At 68.8% G+C, this 19,830-nt stretch carries 15 protein-coding genes, 1 tRNA gene and 2 pseudogenes; 6 read left to right on the top strand and 12 right to left on the bottom strand.

Annotated elements, in window-relative coordinates; all coding sequences use genetic code 11:
- Window positions 1-278: 278 nt before the first annotated feature.
- The 3 genes from BW737_RS05380 to BW737_RS05370 all read right to left on the bottom strand — a co-directional run bounded on the left by BW737_RS05380 (window position 279) and on the right by BW737_RS05370 (window position 1,714).
- A complete protein-coding gene (locus BW737_RS05380; protein WP_086615626.1) occupies window positions 279-1,016 on the bottom strand; it encodes a phosphoglyceromutase in 738 nt (245 codons plus the stop codon).
- Window positions 1,017-1,146: 130 nt separating this feature from the next.
- Complete coding sequence (locus BW737_RS05375; protein ID WP_073328839.1) at window positions 1,147-1,482, bottom strand: histone-like nucleoid-structuring protein Lsr2; 336 nt, start codon at window positions 1,480-1,482, stop codon at window positions 1,147-1,149.
- Between the two features lie 156 nt (window positions 1,483-1,638).
- Window positions 1,639-1,714 (bottom strand) — tRNA-Thr (locus tag BW737_RS05370).
- Window positions 1,715-1,831: 117 nt separating this feature from the next.
- Here BW737_RS05370 and BW737_RS05365 point away from each other — a divergent pair.
- Complete coding sequence (locus tag BW737_RS05365) at window positions 1,832-2,911, top strand: asparaginase (protein ID WP_086615622.1); 1,080 nt, start codon at window positions 1,832-1,834, stop codon at window positions 2,909-2,911.
- On the opposite strand, the pseudogene BW737_RS05360 reads toward BW737_RS05365, so the two are convergent.
- Window positions 2,912-4,386, bottom strand: a pseudogene (locus tag BW737_RS05360) (alpha/beta hydrolase).
- 269 nt (window positions 4,387-4,655) lie between these two features.
- Window positions 4,656-4,811: a hypothetical protein gene (locus tag BW737_RS16095; RefSeq protein WP_180272072.1), complete on the bottom strand. Its 156-nt coding sequence runs from the start codon at window positions 4,809-4,811 to the stop codon at window positions 4,656-4,658.
- A gap of 149 nt (window positions 4,812-4,960) precedes the next feature.
- Here BW737_RS16095 and BW737_RS05355 point away from each other — a divergent pair, with 149 nt between their 5' ends.
- A complete protein-coding gene (locus tag BW737_RS05355; RefSeq protein WP_086615621.1) occupies window positions 4,961-5,899 on the top strand; it encodes a helix-turn-helix domain-containing protein in 939 nt (312 codons plus the stop codon).
- A 40-nt stretch (window positions 5,900-5,939) separates the two neighbouring features.
- Here BW737_RS05355 and BW737_RS05350 read toward each other — a convergent pair whose 3' ends face one another.
- The 6 genes from BW737_RS05350 to BW737_RS05325 all read right to left on the bottom strand — a co-directional run bounded on the left by BW737_RS05350 (window position 5,940) and on the right by BW737_RS05325 (window position 12,002).
- Window positions 5,940-7,151: a DNA polymerase III subunit delta' gene (locus tag BW737_RS05350; protein ID WP_086615620.1), complete on the bottom strand. Its 1,212-nt coding sequence runs from the start codon at window positions 7,149-7,151 to the stop codon at window positions 5,940-5,942.
- A gap of 93 nt (window positions 7,152-7,244) precedes the next feature.
- Window positions 7,245-7,985: a dTMP kinase gene (gene tmk, locus BW737_RS05345; protein ID WP_257210507.1), complete on the bottom strand. Its 741-nt coding sequence runs from the start codon at window positions 7,983-7,985 to the stop codon at window positions 7,245-7,247.
- A gap of 218 nt (window positions 7,986-8,203) precedes the next feature.
- Window positions 8,204-9,433 carry an OmpA family protein gene (locus BW737_RS05340; RefSeq protein WP_086615625.1) on the bottom strand — a complete coding sequence of 410 codons (1,230 nt, stop codon included), beginning with the start codon at window positions 9,431-9,433 and terminating at the stop codon, window positions 8,204-8,206.
- Window positions 9,434-9,563: 130 nt separating this feature from the next.
- Window positions 9,564-10,607, bottom strand: a complete 1,044-nt coding sequence (locus BW737_RS05335) for a sensor histidine kinase (RefSeq protein WP_180272071.1) — start codon at window positions 10,605-10,607, stop codon at window positions 9,564-9,566.
- Window positions 10,604-11,359: a response regulator transcription factor gene (locus BW737_RS05330; protein WP_086615618.1), complete on the bottom strand. Its 756-nt coding sequence runs from the start codon at window positions 11,357-11,359 to the stop codon at window positions 10,604-10,606. Before BW737_RS05330 ends, BW737_RS05335 begins: the two co-directional genes overlap by 4 nt.
- A gap of 40 nt (window positions 11,360-11,399) precedes the next feature.
- Entirely contained in the window at window positions 11,400-12,002 is a 603-nt protein-coding gene (locus BW737_RS05325) for a DUF3060 domain-containing protein (RefSeq protein ID WP_086615617.1), read from the bottom strand.
- Between the two features lie 154 nt (window positions 12,003-12,156).
- Here BW737_RS05325 and BW737_RS15605 point away from each other — a divergent pair, with 154 nt between their 5' ends.
- A complete protein-coding gene (locus tag BW737_RS15605; RefSeq protein ID WP_143233284.1) occupies window positions 12,157-12,753 on the top strand; it encodes an MFS transporter in 597 nt (198 codons plus the stop codon).
- 471 nt (window positions 12,754-13,224) lie between these two features.
- Complete coding sequence (locus BW737_RS05315) at window positions 13,225-13,980, top strand: CPBP family intramembrane glutamic endopeptidase (RefSeq protein ID WP_086615615.1); 756 nt, start codon at window positions 13,225-13,227, stop codon at window positions 13,978-13,980.
- Window positions 13,981-14,063: 83 nt separating this feature from the next.
- Here BW737_RS05315 and topA read toward each other — a convergent pair whose 3' ends face one another.
- The gene (gene topA / locus BW737_RS05310) at window positions 14,064-17,012 is read right to left on the bottom strand and encodes a type I DNA topoisomerase (protein ID WP_086615614.1); all 2,949 of its coding nucleotides are present in this window, start codon (window positions 17,010-17,012) and stop codon (window positions 14,064-14,066) included.
- A gap of 238 nt (window positions 17,013-17,250) precedes the next feature.
- On the opposite strand from topA, the pseudogene BW737_RS05305 reads away from it, so the two are divergent.
- Window positions 17,251-17,984 (top strand): annotated as a pseudogene (locus BW737_RS05305) (response regulator transcription factor).
- Window positions 17,985-18,092: 108 nt separating this feature from the next.
- A complete protein-coding gene (locus BW737_RS05300) occupies window positions 18,093-19,670 on the top strand; it encodes a sensor histidine kinase (protein ID WP_086615623.1) in 1,578 nt (525 codons plus the stop codon).
- The last annotated feature ends 160 nt before the right edge of the window (window positions 19,671-19,830 follow it).

The raw sequence follows: 19,830 nt of genomic DNA, 5'->3' as shown, positions 1-19,830 counted from the left end.
GCGGCCACACACAACCCGCGAACACCAAGCACAACACCGACTTACCCGCCAGACCGTAATCACCCCGACCTCCCCACACCACACCCTCAAACCGGAAGAACCCTGAAAGGGGGCGCTTCGGCGTTGAAGAGTGCGGTGGTCGTGCGATGCCGGCGCCCGAACCTGAACAGCGGGCGGGCGAACGCCGCTGATACGGCGTTCCGCCCCGCCCGTTTGGTTCGACCTCAGCCGCCCTCAACCAAGGCCCTTGCAGGCCGGATTACAGGGACGGCGGCAAATCACTTGCCCTGGTTGGCGACGGCAGCGATCTTCGCCTCCGCCTCGGGGTCCAGGTAGCGCCCGCCCTTCTTGATGGGCTTGAGAGTCTCCTCATCGAGCTCGTAAACCAGCGGAATACCGGTGGGAATGTTGACACCGGCGATGTCTGCATCGGAGATGTCATCCAGGTGCTTGACGATCGCGCGCAGCGAGTTGCCGTGGGCCGCGATCATGATCGTCTTGCCGGTCTTGATCTCGGGGACAATCGTCTCCTCCCAGTAGGGCAGCAGGCGGGCGAGCACGTCCTTGAGGCACTCGGTGGCGGGAATGGGCTCACCGGCATAACGCGGATCGGTGTCCTGAGAGAACTCCGAACCGAGCTCGATGGCCGGCGGCGGCACGTCGTAGGAGCGACGCCAGAGCATGAACTGCTCGTCCCCGTACTGCTCGCGAATCTCCTTCTTGTTCTTACCCTGCAGGGCGCCGTAGTGACGCTCATTGAGCCGCCAGTGCCGCTCCACCGGAATCCAGTGGCGGTCGGCCGCATCCAGGGCCAGGTTCGCGGTCATGATGGCGCGGCGCAGCACCGACGTGAAGAGTTTGTCCGGCAGAACGCCGGCCTCCTTGAGGAGTTCGCCGCCGTGGACGGCCTCGGCGCGCCCCTTCTCGGACAGCGGGACGTCGACCCAGCCGGTGAACAGGTTCTTTGCATTCCATTCGCTCTCGCCGTGGCGGAGCAGCACAAGGGTGTAAGCCATGCGGACCATTGTGCCAGGCCCAAGCAGATGCCACCAGGCCCCGAGTCCTAAAAGGACTCGGGGCCTGGCAGTAACCGGAGCGTGCAATACACGCGGCGGCGCGGGGCATTGACGCCCGACGCGACGCGGCTCAGGCGTTGTTGTTGCTCGGGTTGTTGGCCGCCATGTAGGCCTCGCGCACCGGGGCGGGGATACGCCCGCGGTCGGAAACCTCGTAGCCATTGGCGCGCGCCCACTCGCGGATCTTCTGCGTGACACCTGCCGCCGGGCGACGACGAAGCGTGCGGCGGCCACCACGGCGACGGGCCTTAATGGTCCACTCCTCGATCGACTCGCGCAGTGCGGCTGCGTGCTCCTCGTTTAGATCGATCTCGTAAGTGACACCGTCGAGGGCGAAAGTAATGGTCTGAGTCGCCTCGGAGCCATCGATGTCATCAACTAGAACAATCTGCGTCTTCTGCGCCATATTGGTCCTCCTTGCCACAGATTTGCGGGTCCCGCCTCTACTACGGAATCACCCGTGAAACAGGATAAGCATATCGGCGCATTTAAAGCAAGAAATCTGGCGAATACGGCGCGCCGACCAACCGAGCGTGCGTGCGGCCCCGGCGCGCGGGGCCCCTGGAGCCACCTGTGGGAATCGAACCCACGACCTATTCATTACGAGTGAATCGCTCTGCCGACTGAGCTAAGGTGGCCTGCCGCTTAAGCGGCGGAACGCAGGCTACCGCCTGTCGGCGTGGCCACGCAATCCAGTACCCCAATCGCGCCAGGTGGTTTACAGCACAACCGCATCGTCTGCGTAGGCTGGCCATATGCACCTTCACTTCACCTACGCCGGTGGAACCATTGGCATGGTCGACTCCCCCCACGGGCTGCGACCAGGCGCCGACTTGGAAGCCTGGCTGAACGATCTGCTCACGGCATTGCCCGCCCCGAAGCACGTGCCGGTACCCCCGCGCAACGGCGAGCGGGTAGCCCCGGACTGCGCTGCCGTACAGGTTTTAAACACGTCCCTGACGACGCTGCACCCATTGCTCGATTCTTCGCAGGCGGCGCCACAAACCTGGCAATCGATTGTCAATGACCTGCATGCCTATGCCGATGTAGCAGACGCGTTCGTGGTCCTGCACGGAACCGACACCATGGCCTACACCGCATCCGCCCTGTCCTACGCCCTAACGGAACTGGAGCAGCCAGTTATCGTCACCGGCTCCCAACTCCCACTGGGGGCGCCCGGCTCCGACGCCGCAGCGAACGTCGTCGGCGCCCTGCAGGCCCTGGCCCAGGGGGCGCCCCGCGGCGTGCACCTGTTCTTCGGCGGGCGCCTGCTCGCCGGGAACCGCGCCACCAAGATCTCTACCTGGAGCTTGGAGGGGTTCGACTCCCCCGGCACCGCGCCGCTGGCCCTGGCCGGAGCCCCCTGGCACTGGAACGAGCGGAGCAGTACCGCGGCCACTGCGACAGCAACCGCGCCCCATGCCGCTTGGACGCAGCCAGCCCCCTTTGACGAGCACGACGTGATCGTCGTCGACGCCGTTCCCGGGTTGAGCGTCACCCGCCTGAAGCAGCTGCTGACGCCGCCCCCCGTAGCGGTGGTGCTGCGGGCCTTCGGCGTCGGCAATCTGGCGCCGGAACTGACCGCCGTGATTGCGCAGGCAGTGGCGGGGGGTGTGGCGGTGGTGGTCTCATCTCAATGTCTGCAAGGCGAAGTGGCACTCGGCCGGTATGCCGCCGGTGACGGGCTGGCGGCGGCCGGCGCGGTGGGAAGCGGTGACATGACGCTTGAGGCCACCTACGCCAAGCTGCAGTTCCTGGCCTCCCAGGGGCTACGCGGGGCGGAGCTCAGCGCCTGGATGAGCCGAAACCTAGCCGGCGAGCTCACGGTCCAATAGTCAGCCGCTGCAGGTGAGCCCCTCCTCGGGCAGGACCCCGGCCAGCAGGTAGTCGTCGACGGCGGTGGTCACGCACTCGCCGGCGCGTCCGTAGGCGGTGTGTCCGTTGCCTCCCAGGTGACCAGGTGGCCGTCGTCGAGCTGCTCGGCCAACGACTGCGACCAGGCGTAGGGGGTTGCCGGGTCGCCGGTGGTGCCGATCACCAGGATCGGAGCGGCACCGGTGGCGTGGATCGCGGCGCGCTCGCGCGTGGACTCATGTCCCCAGGCCTGGCAGTACAGGTCGGAGTAGCCCAGGTCGGCGCCGAAGGTGGGGGACGCCTCCTGGATCTGCTCGCGCTCCACCTCCCAGCTGTCGGCGTCGCCCGACACCGGGTAGTCCAGACAGTTAATGGCGTTAATGGCCTCATCACCGTTGCCGGAGTAGGAGCCGTCGTCCTCCCGGGAGGCGAACAGGTCGGCAATGAGCAGCAGCAACGAGCCATCGTCCTGGTTCATGGCCTGATCCAGTCCCTCGCTGAGCACACTCCAGGATTCCGACTGGTACATGATTCCAAGGATCGCCGACTCGGCCAGGGAATAGGTCAGGGGCCGGTCGGGGTCGGAGGTGGGAATCGGCGCACCCTTGGTGACCTCGAGGAAGTCCTGGATCTGGGCGACGCCGGCATCGACGTCGCCGTGCAGCGGGCACTTGTCGCCGCTTTGGCAGTCCGCCACGTAGGTGCGCAGGGCGCTCTCGAACCCGGCCGCCTGCCCCAGGGTCATCTCGCCGGCGCTGAGCGTCGGTTCGATAGCGCCATCCAGCACCATCCGGCCGACGTTGCCGGGGAACAGTTCGGCGTAGGTGGCCCCCAGGTAGGTGCCATAGGAGTAGCCGAGATAAGTCAGCACCTCTTCACCGACGACGGCGCGCAGCATGTCCAGATCGCGGGCGGCGGAGACGGTGTCGACGTGGTCCAGCAGGCCGGCGGCGGTGTTCGCCTCACACTTGCCCTCGTACCACTGGACGTACTCCGCTATCTCCTTCTGGGCGGCAGCAGCGTCGTCGCCATCAGCGCCGTCCGCGTCCGCGGTGGCCTGCGCAATCTCCGAGCCGGAGCGGTCCTCGTCCAGCTCGGCGTCGGTCAAGCAGTCGATCGCCGTAGAATTGCCGACCCCGCGTGGATCGAAGCCGACCACGTCATAGGAGGCAATCAGATCGTCGGAGAAATAGCCCTTGGCGGATTCAACGAGTTCAACCCCCGAACCGCCGGGGCCGCCCGGGTTGATGAACAGGGTACCGATAGCGTCGCCGGTCGCGGCACGCCGCTTCATGGCCAATTCGATGGTCTGCCCATCGGGATCGTCGTAGTCCAGCGGCGCGGTGACGTAGGCGCAGGAGTAGTTCGCGTCGCCGTCTACCTTGTCCATCCCCGCGTCGGCGCACGGGTACCAGTCGGCGTCTTGGCTGTAGAACTCCTCCAGGCCCGCGGGCACGGTGGCGGTCGACGTCGTCGCCCGGGACGCGGGGGACGGCTCGGGGGCCGAACTGGGCAGCGGGCTGTCGCACGCCACCAGACCAGCGGCAGCGAGCACGGCGGTCAATGCCGCGAGCGTGCGGCGACCAGGTAGCTTGAGCAGGTTCACCCATGCAGCCTACGAGACGGCCACGCCCCGCGCGGGTGCTGGACGGGTGGAGTCCTCCCCATTGCGACGCACCTGTTAAAGACCATCCGCCCTGCACACAGCGTGACCCGGCAGCCCCGTCAGGGGCGCACCAGCACCTTGGTCGCCCGCCGCTCGTCCATGGCGGCGTAGACCTCGGAGACCTCGACGAGCGGCAGTTCGAGGTCGAAGACGACGCCGGAATCGGCCTGCCGCGTGACGACCAGTTCCAGCAGCCGGCCGATGTATGTCCGCACCGGGGGCGGGAATCGCCGAGGTGTTGGACGCAGCCCAGTTCACCAGGTCGCCCAACGACCTTCCAGTGCCTGGCAGAGCCCCGCTTGTCCCGCCTGCCGGGAACTGGGCGGGCCTCCCATATCTTCTATGCAGCGCATAGCCTTTCGCCATGAGCCAGCCGTCTCCTCCCGACTCCGCCGACGCCCGGGCCGAGATCAAAGACTTCCTGACCACCCGCAGGGCAAAGGTGACCCCGCAGATGGTGGGGCTGCCCGTCGTCGCCGGGCACCGCCGGGTACCGGGGCTGCGCCGTGAGGAAGTCGCCATGCTCGCCGGGGTGAGCGTGGACTACTACACGCGCCTGGAGCGCGGCAATGCGGCCGGAGTCTCGGAGGAGGTCCTGGATGCGCTTGCCTCCGCGCTGCTGCTGGACGACGCCGAGCGGCAGCACCTGGTCGACCTCGCCCGCGCCGTCGCCCCCACGGGGCGGATGCGACGCCGTCGTGGGCGCACCAAGAGCTGCGCCGTACGGCCGGACACCCAGTGGCTGCTGGACGCGATGCCCACGCCGGCCGCGGTGCGCAATGGCTCCGGCGACTACGTCGCGGCCAACACCATGGCGCGAGCGCTGTACTCCCCCATGTTCGTAGACCCGCTCCCGGAGGTGGCCGCCAAGCACCCGAATATGGCGCGTTTCGTCTTCCTGGATCCGCGCGCGCACACTTTCTTCCCCAACTGGCAGGCGGGCGCGGAGGACCTGGTGGCGATGCTGCGTCTGAGCGCCGGAGAGGATCCGACCGACTCGTGCCTGCAGGCGCTGATCGGCGAGTTGTGCACCCGCAGCCGCGAGTTCGCCGATCTGTGGGCACGCCACGACGTCCGCTACGTATGCCGCAGCGAGAAGGTAGTGAACCACCCGATCGTTGGCGAGATTCATCTGTGCTACGAGCCGGCCGCCATGGCGACCACCCCCGGAATGACCATGCTCATTTACGGCGTGGAGCCGGGCAGCCCGAGCGCGGAGGCGCTGCGGCTGCTGTCCTCCTGGGCGGCCACCGAGCTGACGCCGACGGAAACGGCCGCATCCCAGCCGGCCGCGCCGCGCTAGCACCAGTCCGGGCGGAATCGGTTCGCGCTCCCGGCTGCGTCTAGGCCTGGGGACGCAGCCGCACCATCAGAGCCTCGACCGCCAGCAGCGGTGCCGCATTGGAGCGCAGCCGGGTGCGGCACTCCTCAATGGCACCGATGCGCGCCAGCGACTGCCGTGGCCCGGTGGAGGCGGCCACCCGCGCCACGACGTCGGACAGATCGATGTTCACCTGCTCAACGTCACTGCCGAGCTGCACCGCGAGCACGTCCCGGTAGAAGGACAGCAGGTCGATCATGGCCCGGTCGAGCACGTCGGTGCGGGCACGTCGGGCGCGGCGCTTCTGGTCCTCCTCCAACTGCCGAACCTGGGCGCGCAGCGAGGGCGGGACACGACCGCCGTCCTCCAGGCCGAGAGCACGCAGCAGGGCGGCCTTCTCGGCGGCGTCCCGCTCCGCGGTGGCCTCAGCTGCCTCCGTCTCGGCGGCATCCACCAGGTCGGCGGCGGCCAGCACCGCATCCCCAACGCTGCGCAGGGAGATGGGGGCGAGCAGCAGGCGGCGGCGCCGTTCCCAGGCACCGGGGTCGGTGGCCAGGTGACGGGCGAGCCCGATGTGGGACTGACTGGCGCGGGCGGCGCGGGTGGCCAGCTCCGGCTCGGCGCCGTCCCGGCGTACCAGCAGCTCGGCGACGGCGTCGGCGGGCGGGACTCGCAGCGTCACCAGCCGGCAGCGGGAGCGGATGGTGGGCAGCACGTCGTCGGCGCTGGGCGTACACAAGATCCACACGGTCTGCGGCGGCGGCTCCTCGATCGACTTCAGCAGCACGTTGGTGGTGCGCTCGGCCATGCGGTCGGCGTCCTCCACCAGGATTACCCGCCAGCTGCCGGTCCAAGGGCGACGCTGCGCCTCCCCGATCAGCGTCTTGACCTCGTCCATGGTGATCAGGAGCTTTTCGGTGGCCATGCGCACCACGTCCGGGTGGGCGCCGCTGAGCACGTCGCGGCAGGCCTTGCACTCCCCGCAGCCGGGCACCTCGCCGGTGCATTGCAGGGCGGCGGCGAAGGCTCGGGCGGCGACGCTGCGGCCGGAGCCGGGTGGGCCGGTCACCAACCAGGCGTGGGTCATGGCCGAGCCGTCACCGGCCCCGACCGACTCGGCGGCGCCGGAACCACCACGCCCGCGGGCTGCGACGGCCACGCGGGCGGCTTCTGCGGCCGCCCGGAATACGTTGACGACCCGTTCCTGTCCGACGACGTCATCCCACACGCTCATGCGCGCATCCGGGGGAGAGAAAACGAGCCGCCGGCTGGCGGCGTCGAGGCGGACTGGATCACGGCACCAGGCTAGCGGTAACTGCCGACGTGTTCAGCCGCGAGGCCCGTGGAGCGCCGGCCTGCTTGCCCGCGAGACGGCGGTGCGGAAGGCGTTCAACTGCGCGTCCGTTCCGTGGGCGACGATAAGGCTCTCGACGAGCCCGCTCACCTCCGCGGCCACTTCCCCCACGGGCCGATCGGCGTCGACAACCTTGATGCGTTCGGGCTCCTGGCGCGCCAGCACCCGGAACTGCTCGCGCAGCGCGGTATGGAAGGCGTCCGGCTCCCGCTCCAGGCGGTCCCGCCGCCCGCGTGCACCGGCGCGCCGACCGCTGACGGCGGTGTCGGCGTCGAGCAGGATGGTCAGGTCCGGCAGCAGGCCCTCGGTGGCCCACAGGGACAGGTCGCGTACCTCCTGCGCCCCCAGGGCACGGGCAGCGCCCTGGTACGCGATTGAGGAGTCCAGGTAGCGGTCGGTAAGCACCACCTCGCCGCGTGCAAGCGCCGGGCGCACCACGGTAGCGACGTGATGGGCACGATCGGCGGCATACAACAGGGCCTCGGCACGCGGGCTCACCTGGCCGCCGTGCAGCAGCAGGTCACGGATCTGGCCGCCCAGCTCGGTACCGCCGGGCTCGCGCGTGCGCCGGTAGGCGATGCGGGCCGCCACCAACAGCGTGCTCAGACGCTCGATTTGGGTGGTCTTGCCTACACCGTCGCCGCCCTCGAAGGAGATGAACAGGCCGGGATAGGCGTGCGCAGGCGGCACCGGAGCGAAAGCGGACAAGTTCACGGCATCAGCGTAGCCGGACACCACGCCGGGCCGGGGCGGCTCCCCGCTCACCGAACCCGCCCATGTCACCAGATGCACCACTTTCCAAGTGCCAACCGCATTCCGGAGCCGACAAACCGCATGATTCCGCGTGCGCAGTTGGCGAAGCCGGCGGCAGCAAATCCCAAAGTGGTGCATTCCATGACACCACCGAGCGCCTGCCGCCACACCCGGCCGCCTCAGAAGGCCGGCACGTAGATCTCCACGCGGCGGTTGAGCTGGCGCCCGGCCGGGTTGTCCGAGCCGTCCTCGTTCTCGTTGGGCGCCACCGGGCGCGTCTCGCCAAAGCCCTCGGCCTGAAGCTGCGCCGTCACCCCGTCGGCAACCAGGGTGTCGAGCACCGCCTGGGCCCGCTGCTCGGACAGAGTCTGGTTGAAGTCCTCATCCGAGATCGAGTCCGTGTGCCCGTACACGTAGGCGGTCGGTACCTCCGCCTCGTTGAGCAGTTCGGCAAGTTCCTGCAGCGTGTCGGCGGCCTCGGCGCGAATCTCGGCGGAACCGAAGTCGAACAGGATCCCGTCCTCCAGGGTGATGACCGTCCCGCAGGACTCAACCGGCTGGGCCGCATCAATACTTGGGAAGGACCCGAGGCTCCCCACCGGGGTCAGTGGCTCGGCGTCGACGACCACGCTGCGGTCCTCCAGGCTGACCGTTGCGGAGCCCGCGCCGTCGTTGATGATGCTCAGCCCGGTCTCGGCATCGCTGTATGTGCCCGAGCCGTCGCCGTCATTGGTGATGCTAACGGTCTGGGTGGAGTACACGCCCGTGCCGTCGCCACCGATCACGATCGACTCGCCGGTGGCGGAGTTCTCATAGGTGCCGGCGCCGTCCCCGCCGACGACGACGCTGAGCGTCGCGTCCGTGTAGGTGCCGCTGCCGTCGCCGTTAACCACGATGCTGGTGGTGCCGTCGTCGTAGGTGCCCGAGCCGTCGCCGTTGTTGACGATGCTCACGTTGCCGTCGTCATACACGGCCGCACCCTCGCCGTCATTGACCACGGAGGAATCGCCGTCCGAGGTGACCACGGAGCCGTCTGCGCCGACGACGGTCAGTCCCCCGTTCAGAATTCCGGCCTCATCACAGCGCGCCGCCGTCACGGTAATGCCCGGCCGGGAGGTGAGGTCCGTGGTCAGATCCGGGGTGAGACTTCCGGTGGAGGCGGTCAGCAGTCCCAGGTCCGGCAGCGCGAATAGCGGGACCGGCGGAATCTCGCCGACCTGGTATCCGGGCACGGCCAGGGCGGAGTCGGTCGCGGGGGAAGCGGCTGCCTGCGCGGACTGCGTCACCGAGGCCTGTACTGTGGGCTCCTGGGCGGCGGTTGCCGCGGAGGTGGTTGCCGTGGTGCCGGTGCCGGCGCAGCCGGCCAGGGCGAGGGCGAGGGCCGTGGCGGCCGCGAACGCCGCCGACATGCGGGGGAACCGGTGGTGCTGGGGAAAGGTGAGTTGGGAGTACACGGGGCGAGTCCTTGTCTGTCGAGTTGTCTGTCGAGTTGTCTGTCAGGTGATCCGGTGGCTGCCGGTCCGGGAGCCGGCTGAGTGTTCATCCTTGGCGTGCGTGAGTGCTGGGACCATCGGCGGACGGCCCCATGACCGGCAGCGTCAGCCACACCCGGGTGCCCACGCCCTCGCGGGAGGCCATGCGGACCTGGCCGCCGTGCCTACTCACGATCGTGCGCACCAGGGCCAGGCCCAGCCCGGATCCAGGCAGGGCTCGGGCATTGCCGGCGCGCTCCAGCTCGTGGAAGACGCGGTCCAGGTCCGCCTCGGGCACGCCGATGCCGGTGTCTGCCACCTCGATGGTGACGGCACCGGCCTCCTCTCGTCCGCGTACCTCCACGGCGCCGCCATCCGGGGTGTACTTGGCGGCATTGGCGATGACGTTGTAGACGGCGGAGTAGAGCAGGTCGCCGTCGCCGCACACATGCGGCAGCGGCCAGGGCACGGCGGGCAGGTCCAGCCGCACTCGCACCGCCGCGCCGCGCCCGGCGGCCTCCTCGATGACGGCGGAGACCGCGTCCTGAACCGTCTCGGCCAGGTCGACGTCCTCCAGGGCCAGCGGGGCGGTCTCCAGCTCGGCGAGCTTGCGCAGATCGGTCAGCAGTCGGCTCATCCGCCGCGACTGGGCGTCCACCACCTCCAGGTCGGCGGCCACGGCCGGAGTGGCGGTGCGGGAGGCGTCGGCGACGGCGGCGCGCACCGCCGTCAGCGGGTTCTTCAGCTCGTGGTCCAGCCGCTGCAGGAACTGGCGGTGGCGGTTACGGGACTCCTCCTGCACGGCCTCACGCAGCCGCTGCTCGGCAATGCGCCGACGGGTGCGGGCGAGCGCAACCAGCGCGACGGCGAGGAGCAGCGCCGTGCCGGTCGCCCCCACGGCGGCGGGTACGCCGACCGTCACATACAGGTTCAAGCCGCCCCAGATCACCTGCGCCAGGATCATCAGCGCCACGACCACGACGACGGCGATCCCCCACCACAGCCACAGGACTCGGCCGCCTCCGGCCCGTCGGCTGCCCCCGGGGCCGGCGTCGGGCCGTCCGATTCCCGGCGGTGTCCCGCGCGATTGTCGGGGCGCGGCGGCGCTCATGCATGCACCTCGGCGCGGAAGCGGTAGCCGCCCTGGGGCACGGTCTCGATGAAGGTCGGGTTGGTGGCGTCGTCGCCCAGCGCTCGGCGAATCTCGCGGACGCGGTGGTCGACGGCGCGCGTGGAGGAGGCGAAGTCGATGCCCCACAGGGCGGACAGCAGCGCCTCGCGGGTGTGCAGCTCACCGGGATGGCTCATGAGGAAGTCGAGCAGGGTGACGGCCTTGGGGGTGAGCGCCAGTTCCCTACCCGCCAGGGTGACGCGGCGAGCGGCCCGGTCCAGAGTCAGTTCCCCCGACACCAGCCGGGAGGCGGCGGTCAGTGGCTGTCCCGACCCGCGGGTGCGGCGCAGGACGGCGCGGATGCGGGAGGCGAGCTCGGCGGGGTCGAAGGGTTTGGACAGGTAGTCGTCGGCGCCATCGTCCAGGGCGGAGACGCGCTCGTAGGAGGCGTCGACCTGGGTGAGCAGGATGATCGGGGTCCAGGTGCCGCCGGCCCGCACCCGCCGCACCAGCTCGCGCCCGTCCATGCGGGGCATGAGCACGTCGCTGACGATGATGTCGACGTCGTAGGCGGCGAGCAGGTCGAGTGCCTCCACGCCGTCGCTCGCGCGCATCACCCGGTAGCCGCTGCGCTCCAGGTAGGAGCCGAGCGAGGTGCGGATGGGGGCCTCGTCGTCGACGAGCAGGACGGTAGCGGTGGGCTGGGCGGCGCCGGGGAGGCGGCGGGCGGGGCGGGAGCGGGGCCGGGGCATTGGTTCTGGACCGGGGCTAGTGGGAGTCCGGGTGTACCGGTCAGTTGCTCAGCTGCTCGACGGTGTTGTCGGCACCGATGTCCTGCACGGTCGGGTCGCCGTCGAGGTAGTAGACCTTCACATCCGAGCCGAAGGCCAGCACGTCGTCCACCTCGCGGACGTAGACGGTCACGTCCGAGCCCTGCACGGTCAGAGTCCCGATGCTCTCCGCGGAAACGGTGACCTCCGACCCCTGAATCGTCAGGCTGTCGAGCTCACCGACAAGGTTGTAGGTGCCCCCGGAGCTCTGGATCGCGTAATCGCCGGAGACGTTCTCCTGGGTGCTGCCGGCAATGACCCCGAGCCAGTCGGAGTTGGTGATGTCCGCGGTGGAGGAGCCGGAGGCACCCGCGCCCGCGGCGTCGCCGTCGGCCTCGTCGGCGTCAGCGTCCTCGGCGTCGTCGATGGCGGTGTCGTCGCTGTCGGTGTCCTCGGAGTCATCAGTTTCCTGCGTGGCCTCCTCGGTGGCGACGACGGCGGTGGTCTCCTGCGGCGAGGAAGCGGACTCGCCGTCGGAGCCGCCGACGCTGATGGAGCAGGCGGCCAGGGAGGCGCCCAGGGCGAGGACGGCGGCGGGGACCAGGAGCTTGTTGGGGATACGCACGGGATGTTCCTTCCGGGGTTCAAGAAATCGTGTACCGGAAGATTACAGGCCCGCATACCGCCAGGCTGTCGCTGCCCTGTCGCAATCCTGCGATCCGGTCACAGGACACACGCGACTGCGCGCCACCGCCAGACACCGCCACCACGCCACACACGTGGAACGACGCGCCGCCTGGGCACCCTTCATCGGCAACTTCGTTGAAAGGTTCGACTACGCCTCGTACGGGTACTTGGCGATCACCATCGGCGAAGTCTTCTTCCCCGCCTCCGCCCCGAACACGCGCCTGCTGGCGGCATTCGCCGTCTTCGCCGCGTCATTCACCCTGCGCCCCGTGGGCGCGATCGTTTGGGGTGCGTGGGGCGACCGCAGAGGCTGCAAGTGGGCACTGAGCCGGTCAATTCCCATCATGGCGGCCTCCACGATGCTCGTGGGCTGCCTGCGAGATACGACCGGACGGTACCTGGGCGGCTATCGCGCTGCTCCTGGCGCGCACGCTCCAGGGCTTCTCCGCCTCCGGCGAATACGCCGGGGCCGCCACCTTCCTGGCGGAGTACGCCCCGTCGGTGCGCCGCAGCATCTACGTCAGAGTCAGAAGACGGCGGCGAACAAGCCTGCGGGTGGCACATCGTCGTCGGGCATCCAGCCCCTACGCAAGCTGCTGCGTCACCACCGCGGAGCCGTGCTGACCGGATTCGGTGTCTTATGCCTCAACGCCGTCGCCGTCCACGGGCAGGAGACAAACGCGGACTGAGGGCTCGGGCTGTACCTCACTGCGGAAACCGTCATCGCCACGGTCGATGGCGCCGCCGTAACTGCCTTGACCGAACGCGGCGATGTCCGCAGCACGGCACTCGCCCTGTTACGTCGCCTGGCACAGATCTCGGAGCTGAGTTCTTCCGCGCTCACCACGATCACCCCTGAGGAGTTCCATACACGCATCGCACACAAGCCTCCTCTTCCCACGCGTTCCCTCGACGACGAGGCGGACCCATCTGGACCCTCCGCCCCTTGCGCGAACCTCACCGACACCCGCGCAACCGCGTGCTGAAACACGAGTCTCTACTTTAAAGGCTCCGGTTATCAGGCAAGCACGTGCTAACGTCCGCACTTGCGACGTGACAGCTCGCGCCGATACGCAAACCGATACGCGCTCTGAACACCTCGGGCCCCAAAAGGGCTACATCCGATCCAGTCGGAATCACCATTCCAACAAGGAGGCGACATGCCGACGACCAGAATAGCACGAATCGCACTGATCAGCGCCATCACCTACATTATCGGAATGGGGGCGTCCAACGTCATCGTCTACAACTTCTCCCACGTAAGTTACTACGACGCAGGCTACACCAAGGCGTTACTGCCATTCCTCTTCGTGCTCACACTAGGAACGCTGGCCTGTTTCGCAGCACTGCGCGAACAGCTTGCCCCGATGCACTCCGGCCCCGGCAAATACCCCCTGTTCCTCATTCTGTTTGTGCCACTAGTCGGCATGTCCCTGTATTACATCTTCACCAATGGGAGCCTGACTGCCGCATTCCTCACACCACTGGCCGCCACTTTGCTAGTGGGAATCGCGGAGGAAATGATGTTCCGACGCATTCTCTACGTGGGACTGACACAGGAGCGCCACGGAGCCCAAGCAAACAGAGCACTGCTCGTCTCCGCAATCATATTCAGTCTGCTTCACGCGGTGAACCTGTTCGCCGGCGCCCCCTTGACCAAAGTGCTGGGACAGCTCGGGGCCACCTTTGTGGCAGGCCTGTTCTTTGCCCTCATGTACGACTACACAAAGAGCATCACCCTTATGATCACGCAACACTTCCTGTGGGATTACGTCCTGGTGGGCGGGGCGGCCGACAAGCTGCCCGTGATCGGCTCCGCCATGGGGGTGCTGACGGCCGTCCAGTTCATCATCATGCTGGTGCTACTCGTCAAGAAGTGGAAGCAGCATAAAGCTGTGTCGGCTCGGACCGAGTGACGCATATGTGCGTCGGCCGATGAAAGCCAACGCAACCCGATTCACTTCAGGTGCCTCCGGTCACCTATATGCGGGGCGGCGGGTCAGCTGGTCGCCTTGCGCGTGGTCGACTGTCGGCTGGTCGACTTGCCGACGGCCGTCTTCTTCCCCGCCGTCTTCTTGGTGGCGGACTTGGAGGCGGTGCGCTTCTTGGCAGGGCCCTTGGCGCGCTTCTCCGCGAGCAGCTCGTAGGCGCGCTCGGGGGTGACGGTGGCCGGGTCGTCGTCGCGGCGCAGCGTCACATTCGTCTCCCCGTCGGTGAAGTAGGGGCCGAAGCGACCGTCCTTGATCACCACCGGCCGGCCGGTGGCCGGGTCGGTGCCGAGCTCACGCAGAGGGCCGCGGGCAGCCGCCTGGCCACGGCGCCGCTTGGGCTGGGCGAACAGCTCCAGGGCCTGTTCCAGGGTCACCGTGAACAGCTGCTCCTCGCTCTCCAGGGAGCGGGAGTCCGTGCCCTTCTTCAGGTAGGGGCCGTAGCGGCCATTCTGCGCAGTGATGTCCACGCCGTCGGCGTCCTGGCCGACCACCCGCGGCAGGCTCAACAGATCGAGGGCCTGCTCCAGGGTGACGGTCGCCAGGTCCATCGACTTAAACAGTGAGGCGGTGCGCGGCTTGGGACCCCTGCGGGACCGGCGCGTGGAGCTCTTCCCACCCAATCTCGACGCCGCGGCGCCGTCTCCTGCCCCTGCCGCCTCGTCCGCGGACGGCTCCGGCTCGGGCAGGATCTCGGTGACATAGGGGCCGTAGCGGCCATCCTTAACGACGATGGTGTGCCCGGTGGACGGGTCCGTGCCCAGCTCGCGGCCATCGTCGGCGGCGCGGGTGAACAGCTCCCGCGCCTTGGCCACGGTCAGCTCGTCGGGCGCCAGATCCCCGGGTACGTTGGCGCGCTTGCCCTCGGCATCCTCCAGGTAGGGGCCGTAGCGGCCCACGCGCAGGGTAATGCCCTCCCCGATGTCAATGGAGTTAACGGCGCGGGCATCGATCTCCCCCAGGCCGTCCACCAGGGCCTTCAGGCCCAGACCGTCCTCGGCGGTGGGCGCGACCGCCGCGGTACCGACCTGCCCCTGCGGGCCGTAGTAGAAGCGGGTGAGCCAGTCGACCCGGTCCTCCTCGCCTGCGGCAATGCGGTCCAGGTCGGCCTCCATGGAGGCGGTGAAGTCGTAGTCGACCAGCTCGCTGAAGTTCTCCTCCAGCAGTCGGGTGACGGCGAAGGCCAACCAGGTAGGAACCAGCGCCTGGCCGCGGTGTTCCACATAGCCGCGGTCGGAGATGGTGGACATGATGGAGGCGTAAGTCGAGGGACGGCCGATCTCCCGCTCCTCCAGCGCCTTAACCAGGGAGGCCTCGGTGTAACGGGGCGGCGGCGTGGTCTCATGCCCGGCGGCCTCCGCCGAAAGCGCCACCAGTTCCTGGCCGGCGATCATGGCGGGCAGGCGCACATCCCGGTCCCGGCCGGCGCCCGCACCGGGCCCCGCAGCGGAGCCACTGTCCGACGTCGCCGTCGACGCCGAACCGCCTGTCACCGCGGTGACGGTCTCGGCCTCATAGCGCTCGGCGTCGCGCCCCTCCTCGTAGGCCGCCAGAAAACCGCGGAAGGTGATGACGGTGCCCGAGGCGCTCAGGGAGGCGGTGCTGAAGGTGATACCGGCGTCACGAGAGCCGCCGTCGGCGGGCCGCAGCGGCACGTCCACCCGCACCGAGGCCGTGGAGCCGGTGGCGTCGGCCATCTGGGAGGCGACGGTGCGCCGCCAGATGAGTTCGTACAGACGGAACTGGGCGCCGGTCAACCGCCCGGAGACCTGCGCGGGGGTGCGGAAGTGGTCACCGGCGGGGCGGATCGCCTCGTGCGCCTCCTGGGCGCCCTTGGTCTTGGTGGCGTACATGCGCGGCTTGGGCGCCACGTACTCGGGCCCGTACAGCTCGGCCACCTGCCCCCGGGCGGCGGCGATCGCCTGCCCGGACAGCACCGTGGAGTCGGTGCGCATGTAGGTGATGAAGCCGTTCTCATACAGGGCCTGCGCCACCCGCATGGTCTCGCGCGGGTTCATGCGCAGCTTGCGGCTCGCCTCCTGCTGCAGCGTGGAAGTGGTGAAGGGCGCGGCCGGACGGCGCCGGTAGGGCTTGTCCTCCACCTCAGCCACGCGCGGCACCGCCCGGGTAATGGCCTCGGCGACGGCACGGGCAGCCCCCTCGTGCAGGTGCACCGTGCCGGCCTTCACGGCGGCGGGGCGCAGCGCTCCGGCGTCGGTGAAGTCCCGCCCGGTAGCCACGCGCCGCCCGTCCAGGGCGGTCAGGCGAGCGACGAAGGCGCTGTCCGCAGCGGCGGCGGGGCGCAGCGAGCTGCCGGCGGACAGGTCGGTGGACAGCTGGGCCTCCACGCCCCAGTAGCCGGCGGCCTTGAAGGCCATGCGCTCGCGCTCGCGCTCGACCACGAGCCGGGTGGCCACCGACTGCACGCGCCCGGCGGACAGCCCCGCGCGGACCTTGCGCCACAGCACCGGGCTGACCTCGTAGCCGACCAGTCGGTCCAGGATGCGGCGGGTCTCCTGGGCATCCACCCGGTGGGTGTCCAGGTCGCGGGTATGGTCCAGGGCGCGGGTGACCGCCTCCTTGGTGATCTCGGTGAAGGTCATGCGCCTCACCGGCACCTTGGGCTTGAGCACCTCCAGCAGGTGCCAGGCGATGGCCTCGCCCTCGCGGTCGTCGTCGGTGGCCAGGTAGAGCTCATCGGCGTCCTTGAGGGCCTTGCGCAGCTGAGTGACGGTCTTCTTCTTGTCCGGGTTGACGACGTAGTAGGGCTTGAAGCCATCGGTCACGTCGACGGCGAACTTGCCGTAGGGCCCCTTCTTCTCGGCGGCGGGAAGCTCGGAGGGCTGAGCCAGGTCGCGGATGTGGCCGACCGAGGCCTCGACGTCGAAGTCCTTGCCCAGGTACCCGGCGATGGAGCGGACCTTGTTGGGGGACTCGACGATGACGAGTTTCTTGGACACGGAGACCTTCTTCGAGTGCTTCGGATTGATGGCGTTTGTGCGGCGTTGCCCCAACGGATCGCGGTAGACCGCTGCGGCGTAGCCGGGCGCGCCGGAGGGGTGAAGGCGGCGGATTAAGACTGCGAGCGTGACTGTAGCGCACCTGCCCGACACGCTTCCGCCCCGACCGGCCCCCACCCGCCGCGAACCTCTAGAAATTCACAGCTCTACCACAGACTAAGCGTGTTCAATGCGTCCCATGAGTACTCCCGCCGAGACCCTCACCCGCCCTGACGGCTCCCCCATACGCGTCCTGGTGGTCGACGACGAGCAGACCCTCGCCGACCTACTCGCCTCCGCACTGCGCTATGAGGCTGGGAAGTGACCACCGCCGGCACCGGCCGGGCCGCGGTGCGTCTCGCCCAGGAGATCACGCCCGACATCATCGTGCTGGACATCATGCTGCCCGATTTCGACGGTCTGGAGGTCATGCGCCGCATCCACGGCCACCAGCCCACCGTCCCCGTGCTGTTCCTCACCGCCAAGGACGCCGTCGAGGACCGGGTGGCGGGCCTGACCGCCGGCGGCGACGACTACGTAACCAAGCCCTTCTCCCTGGAGGAGGTCGTCGCCCGGCTGCGCGCCCTGCTGCGGCGCTCCGGTGCCAGCACGGAGAAGCCGGCGAACGTGCTGGAGGTCGGCGACCTGCGCATGGATGAGGACTCCCACGAGGTGTGGCGCGGAGAGGACGAGATCCATCTGACCGCTACCGAGTTCGAGCTGTTGCGGTACCTGATGCGCAACCCCCGCCGCGTGCTGTCCAAGCCGCAGATCCTGGACCGCGTGTGGAACTACGACTTCGGCGGGCAGGCCAACATCGTCGAGTTGTACATCTCCTACCTGCGCCGCAAGATCGACAAGGGCCGCGAACCCATGATCCACACCATGCGCGGGGTCGGCTACGTCCTCAAGCCCGCCGTCGGCGCCCAGTAGCCGGCGCGGCCCGCTAGCCTGCCGACAGATAGCGTGAGACCCGTGCGTCTTTCACCTCGCAGCCTGCGGACCCGGCTGGTGGTCGGCGTGATCGGCATTGTGCTGGTCATGGCCGCCGGTATCGGGGCCCTATCCACGCTGATGCTGCGCCAGTCGCTGGTCGACCGGCTCGATGAGCAGTTGACGGCCGCCTCCGACCGCGCCGCGGCGCGACGTCACGGCGCCGCCCCCACCGGACTGACCGGGAGCCGGAGCTCAGACTCGGACCAGGACACCAGCTGGCCCGGGGCCGACGGGGCGCCGCCCGCAGCACCAAACGACGATGTGCCCATCGGCTTGGACGCCGTCGGGCAGTCCATCGGCACACTGACCCTGATCGCCTCGGGAGCGCGCGACACAGACGAGTCCGATTCGACTTCCGCCCTCACCATCACCGCCGGTTACATCGACGACGACGGCACCTACCGCACCCTGACGGACGCCGAATGCCAGGCTCTGCTCTCGCTGGAGGTCACCGGTGAGCCGGTAACGGTGTCGGTTGATTCCCTGGGCAACTACCGGGTGCTCGTAACCGAGGACTCCGCCAGCGGAGACGTGGTGATCACCGGCCTGTCGACCGCCGCGGACGAGAAGCTGATCCGCACCCAACTGCTGGCCCAACTCGGGATCGCCCTGGCCGGGGCTCTGATTGCCGCCGTCGCCGGCCGGGCCATGGTGCGCACCTCGCTGGCGCCGCTAGAGCGGGTGGCGGACACGGCCGAGCGAGTCGCCTCTCAGCCGCTGTCCCGCGGTGAGGTGAGTATCCGCGAACGGGTCTCCGCTGCCGACGTCGCCTCCTCACAGGAAATCGGTCAGGTCGGCAATGCCCTGAACACCCTGCTCGGCCACGTCGACGACGCGCTCACCGCCCGGCAGCGCAGCGAGACGCAGGTACGCCAGTTCGTCGCCGACGCCTCTCACGAGCTGCGTACACCCCTGGCCTCCATCCGCGGCTACACCGAACTGATTAGTCGCAGCGGCGCCGACGCCGTGCTGCCGGAGGATGCCGTCCACGCGCTGGAACGGGTGCACTCGGAGTCGGTGCGGATGACGGCGCTGGTGGAAGATCTGCTGCTGCTGGCGCGTCTGGATGCAGGCCGCGAGTTGGAGCACGAGGAGGTGGACCTGGTGGAGATCGTGGTGGACGCAGTCGCAGACGCCCGGGCCGCCGGTCCCGATCACATCTGGGACCTGAATCTGGCAGTGCTCGAGCCGCCCGCCGGGTTGAGCGGAGACGCGGCGGAGGAGTTCGTGCCCGAGCCGACGCTGGTGGTGGGAGATGAAGCACGGTTGCGGCAGGTGATGGTTAATCTGCTGGCCAACGCCCGCGTGCACACCCCGGCAGGCAGTCGCGTGACCACGACCCTGTACCGGGGCGAGGACGGGGCGCTCGCAATCAGCGTCGCCGACGACGGCCCCGGCATCGACCCCGCGGTGCGCGACCGCCTGTTCGAACGCTTCGCCCGCGGGGATGCCTCCCGCGAGCGGCGCACCGGCTCCACCGGCCTGGGCATGAGCATCGCCCTGGCGATCGTGCAGTCCCACCACGGCACCCTCACCGTGGACTCACGTACCGGCGCCGAGGACCACGGCACCACCTTCACGGTGACCCTGCCGGCGATCCCGACTCCTGCGCACGCCGCCTGACGCCGATCGCCGGTGCAGCCGCGCCACGAACACGCGTTTGCGTCAGGAACACGAGTTTTAGAGCTTTGCACGTGCCCTGCGCCTGCAAACCGCCAAAACTCGTGTCTTTGTAGGGAACTCGTGTACGAGACGACGCCCAGCGGCCGAGGGCAGACCGCCC

It is taken from the genome of Actinomyces ruminis (assembly GCF_002154335.2).
GTDB lineage: Bacteria > Actinomycetota > Actinomycetes > Actinomycetales > Actinomycetaceae > Actinomyces > Actinomyces ruminis.
The sequence above is the reverse complement of the archived record's forward strand: the minus strand, read 5'-3'. Positions and strand labels throughout refer to the sequence as shown.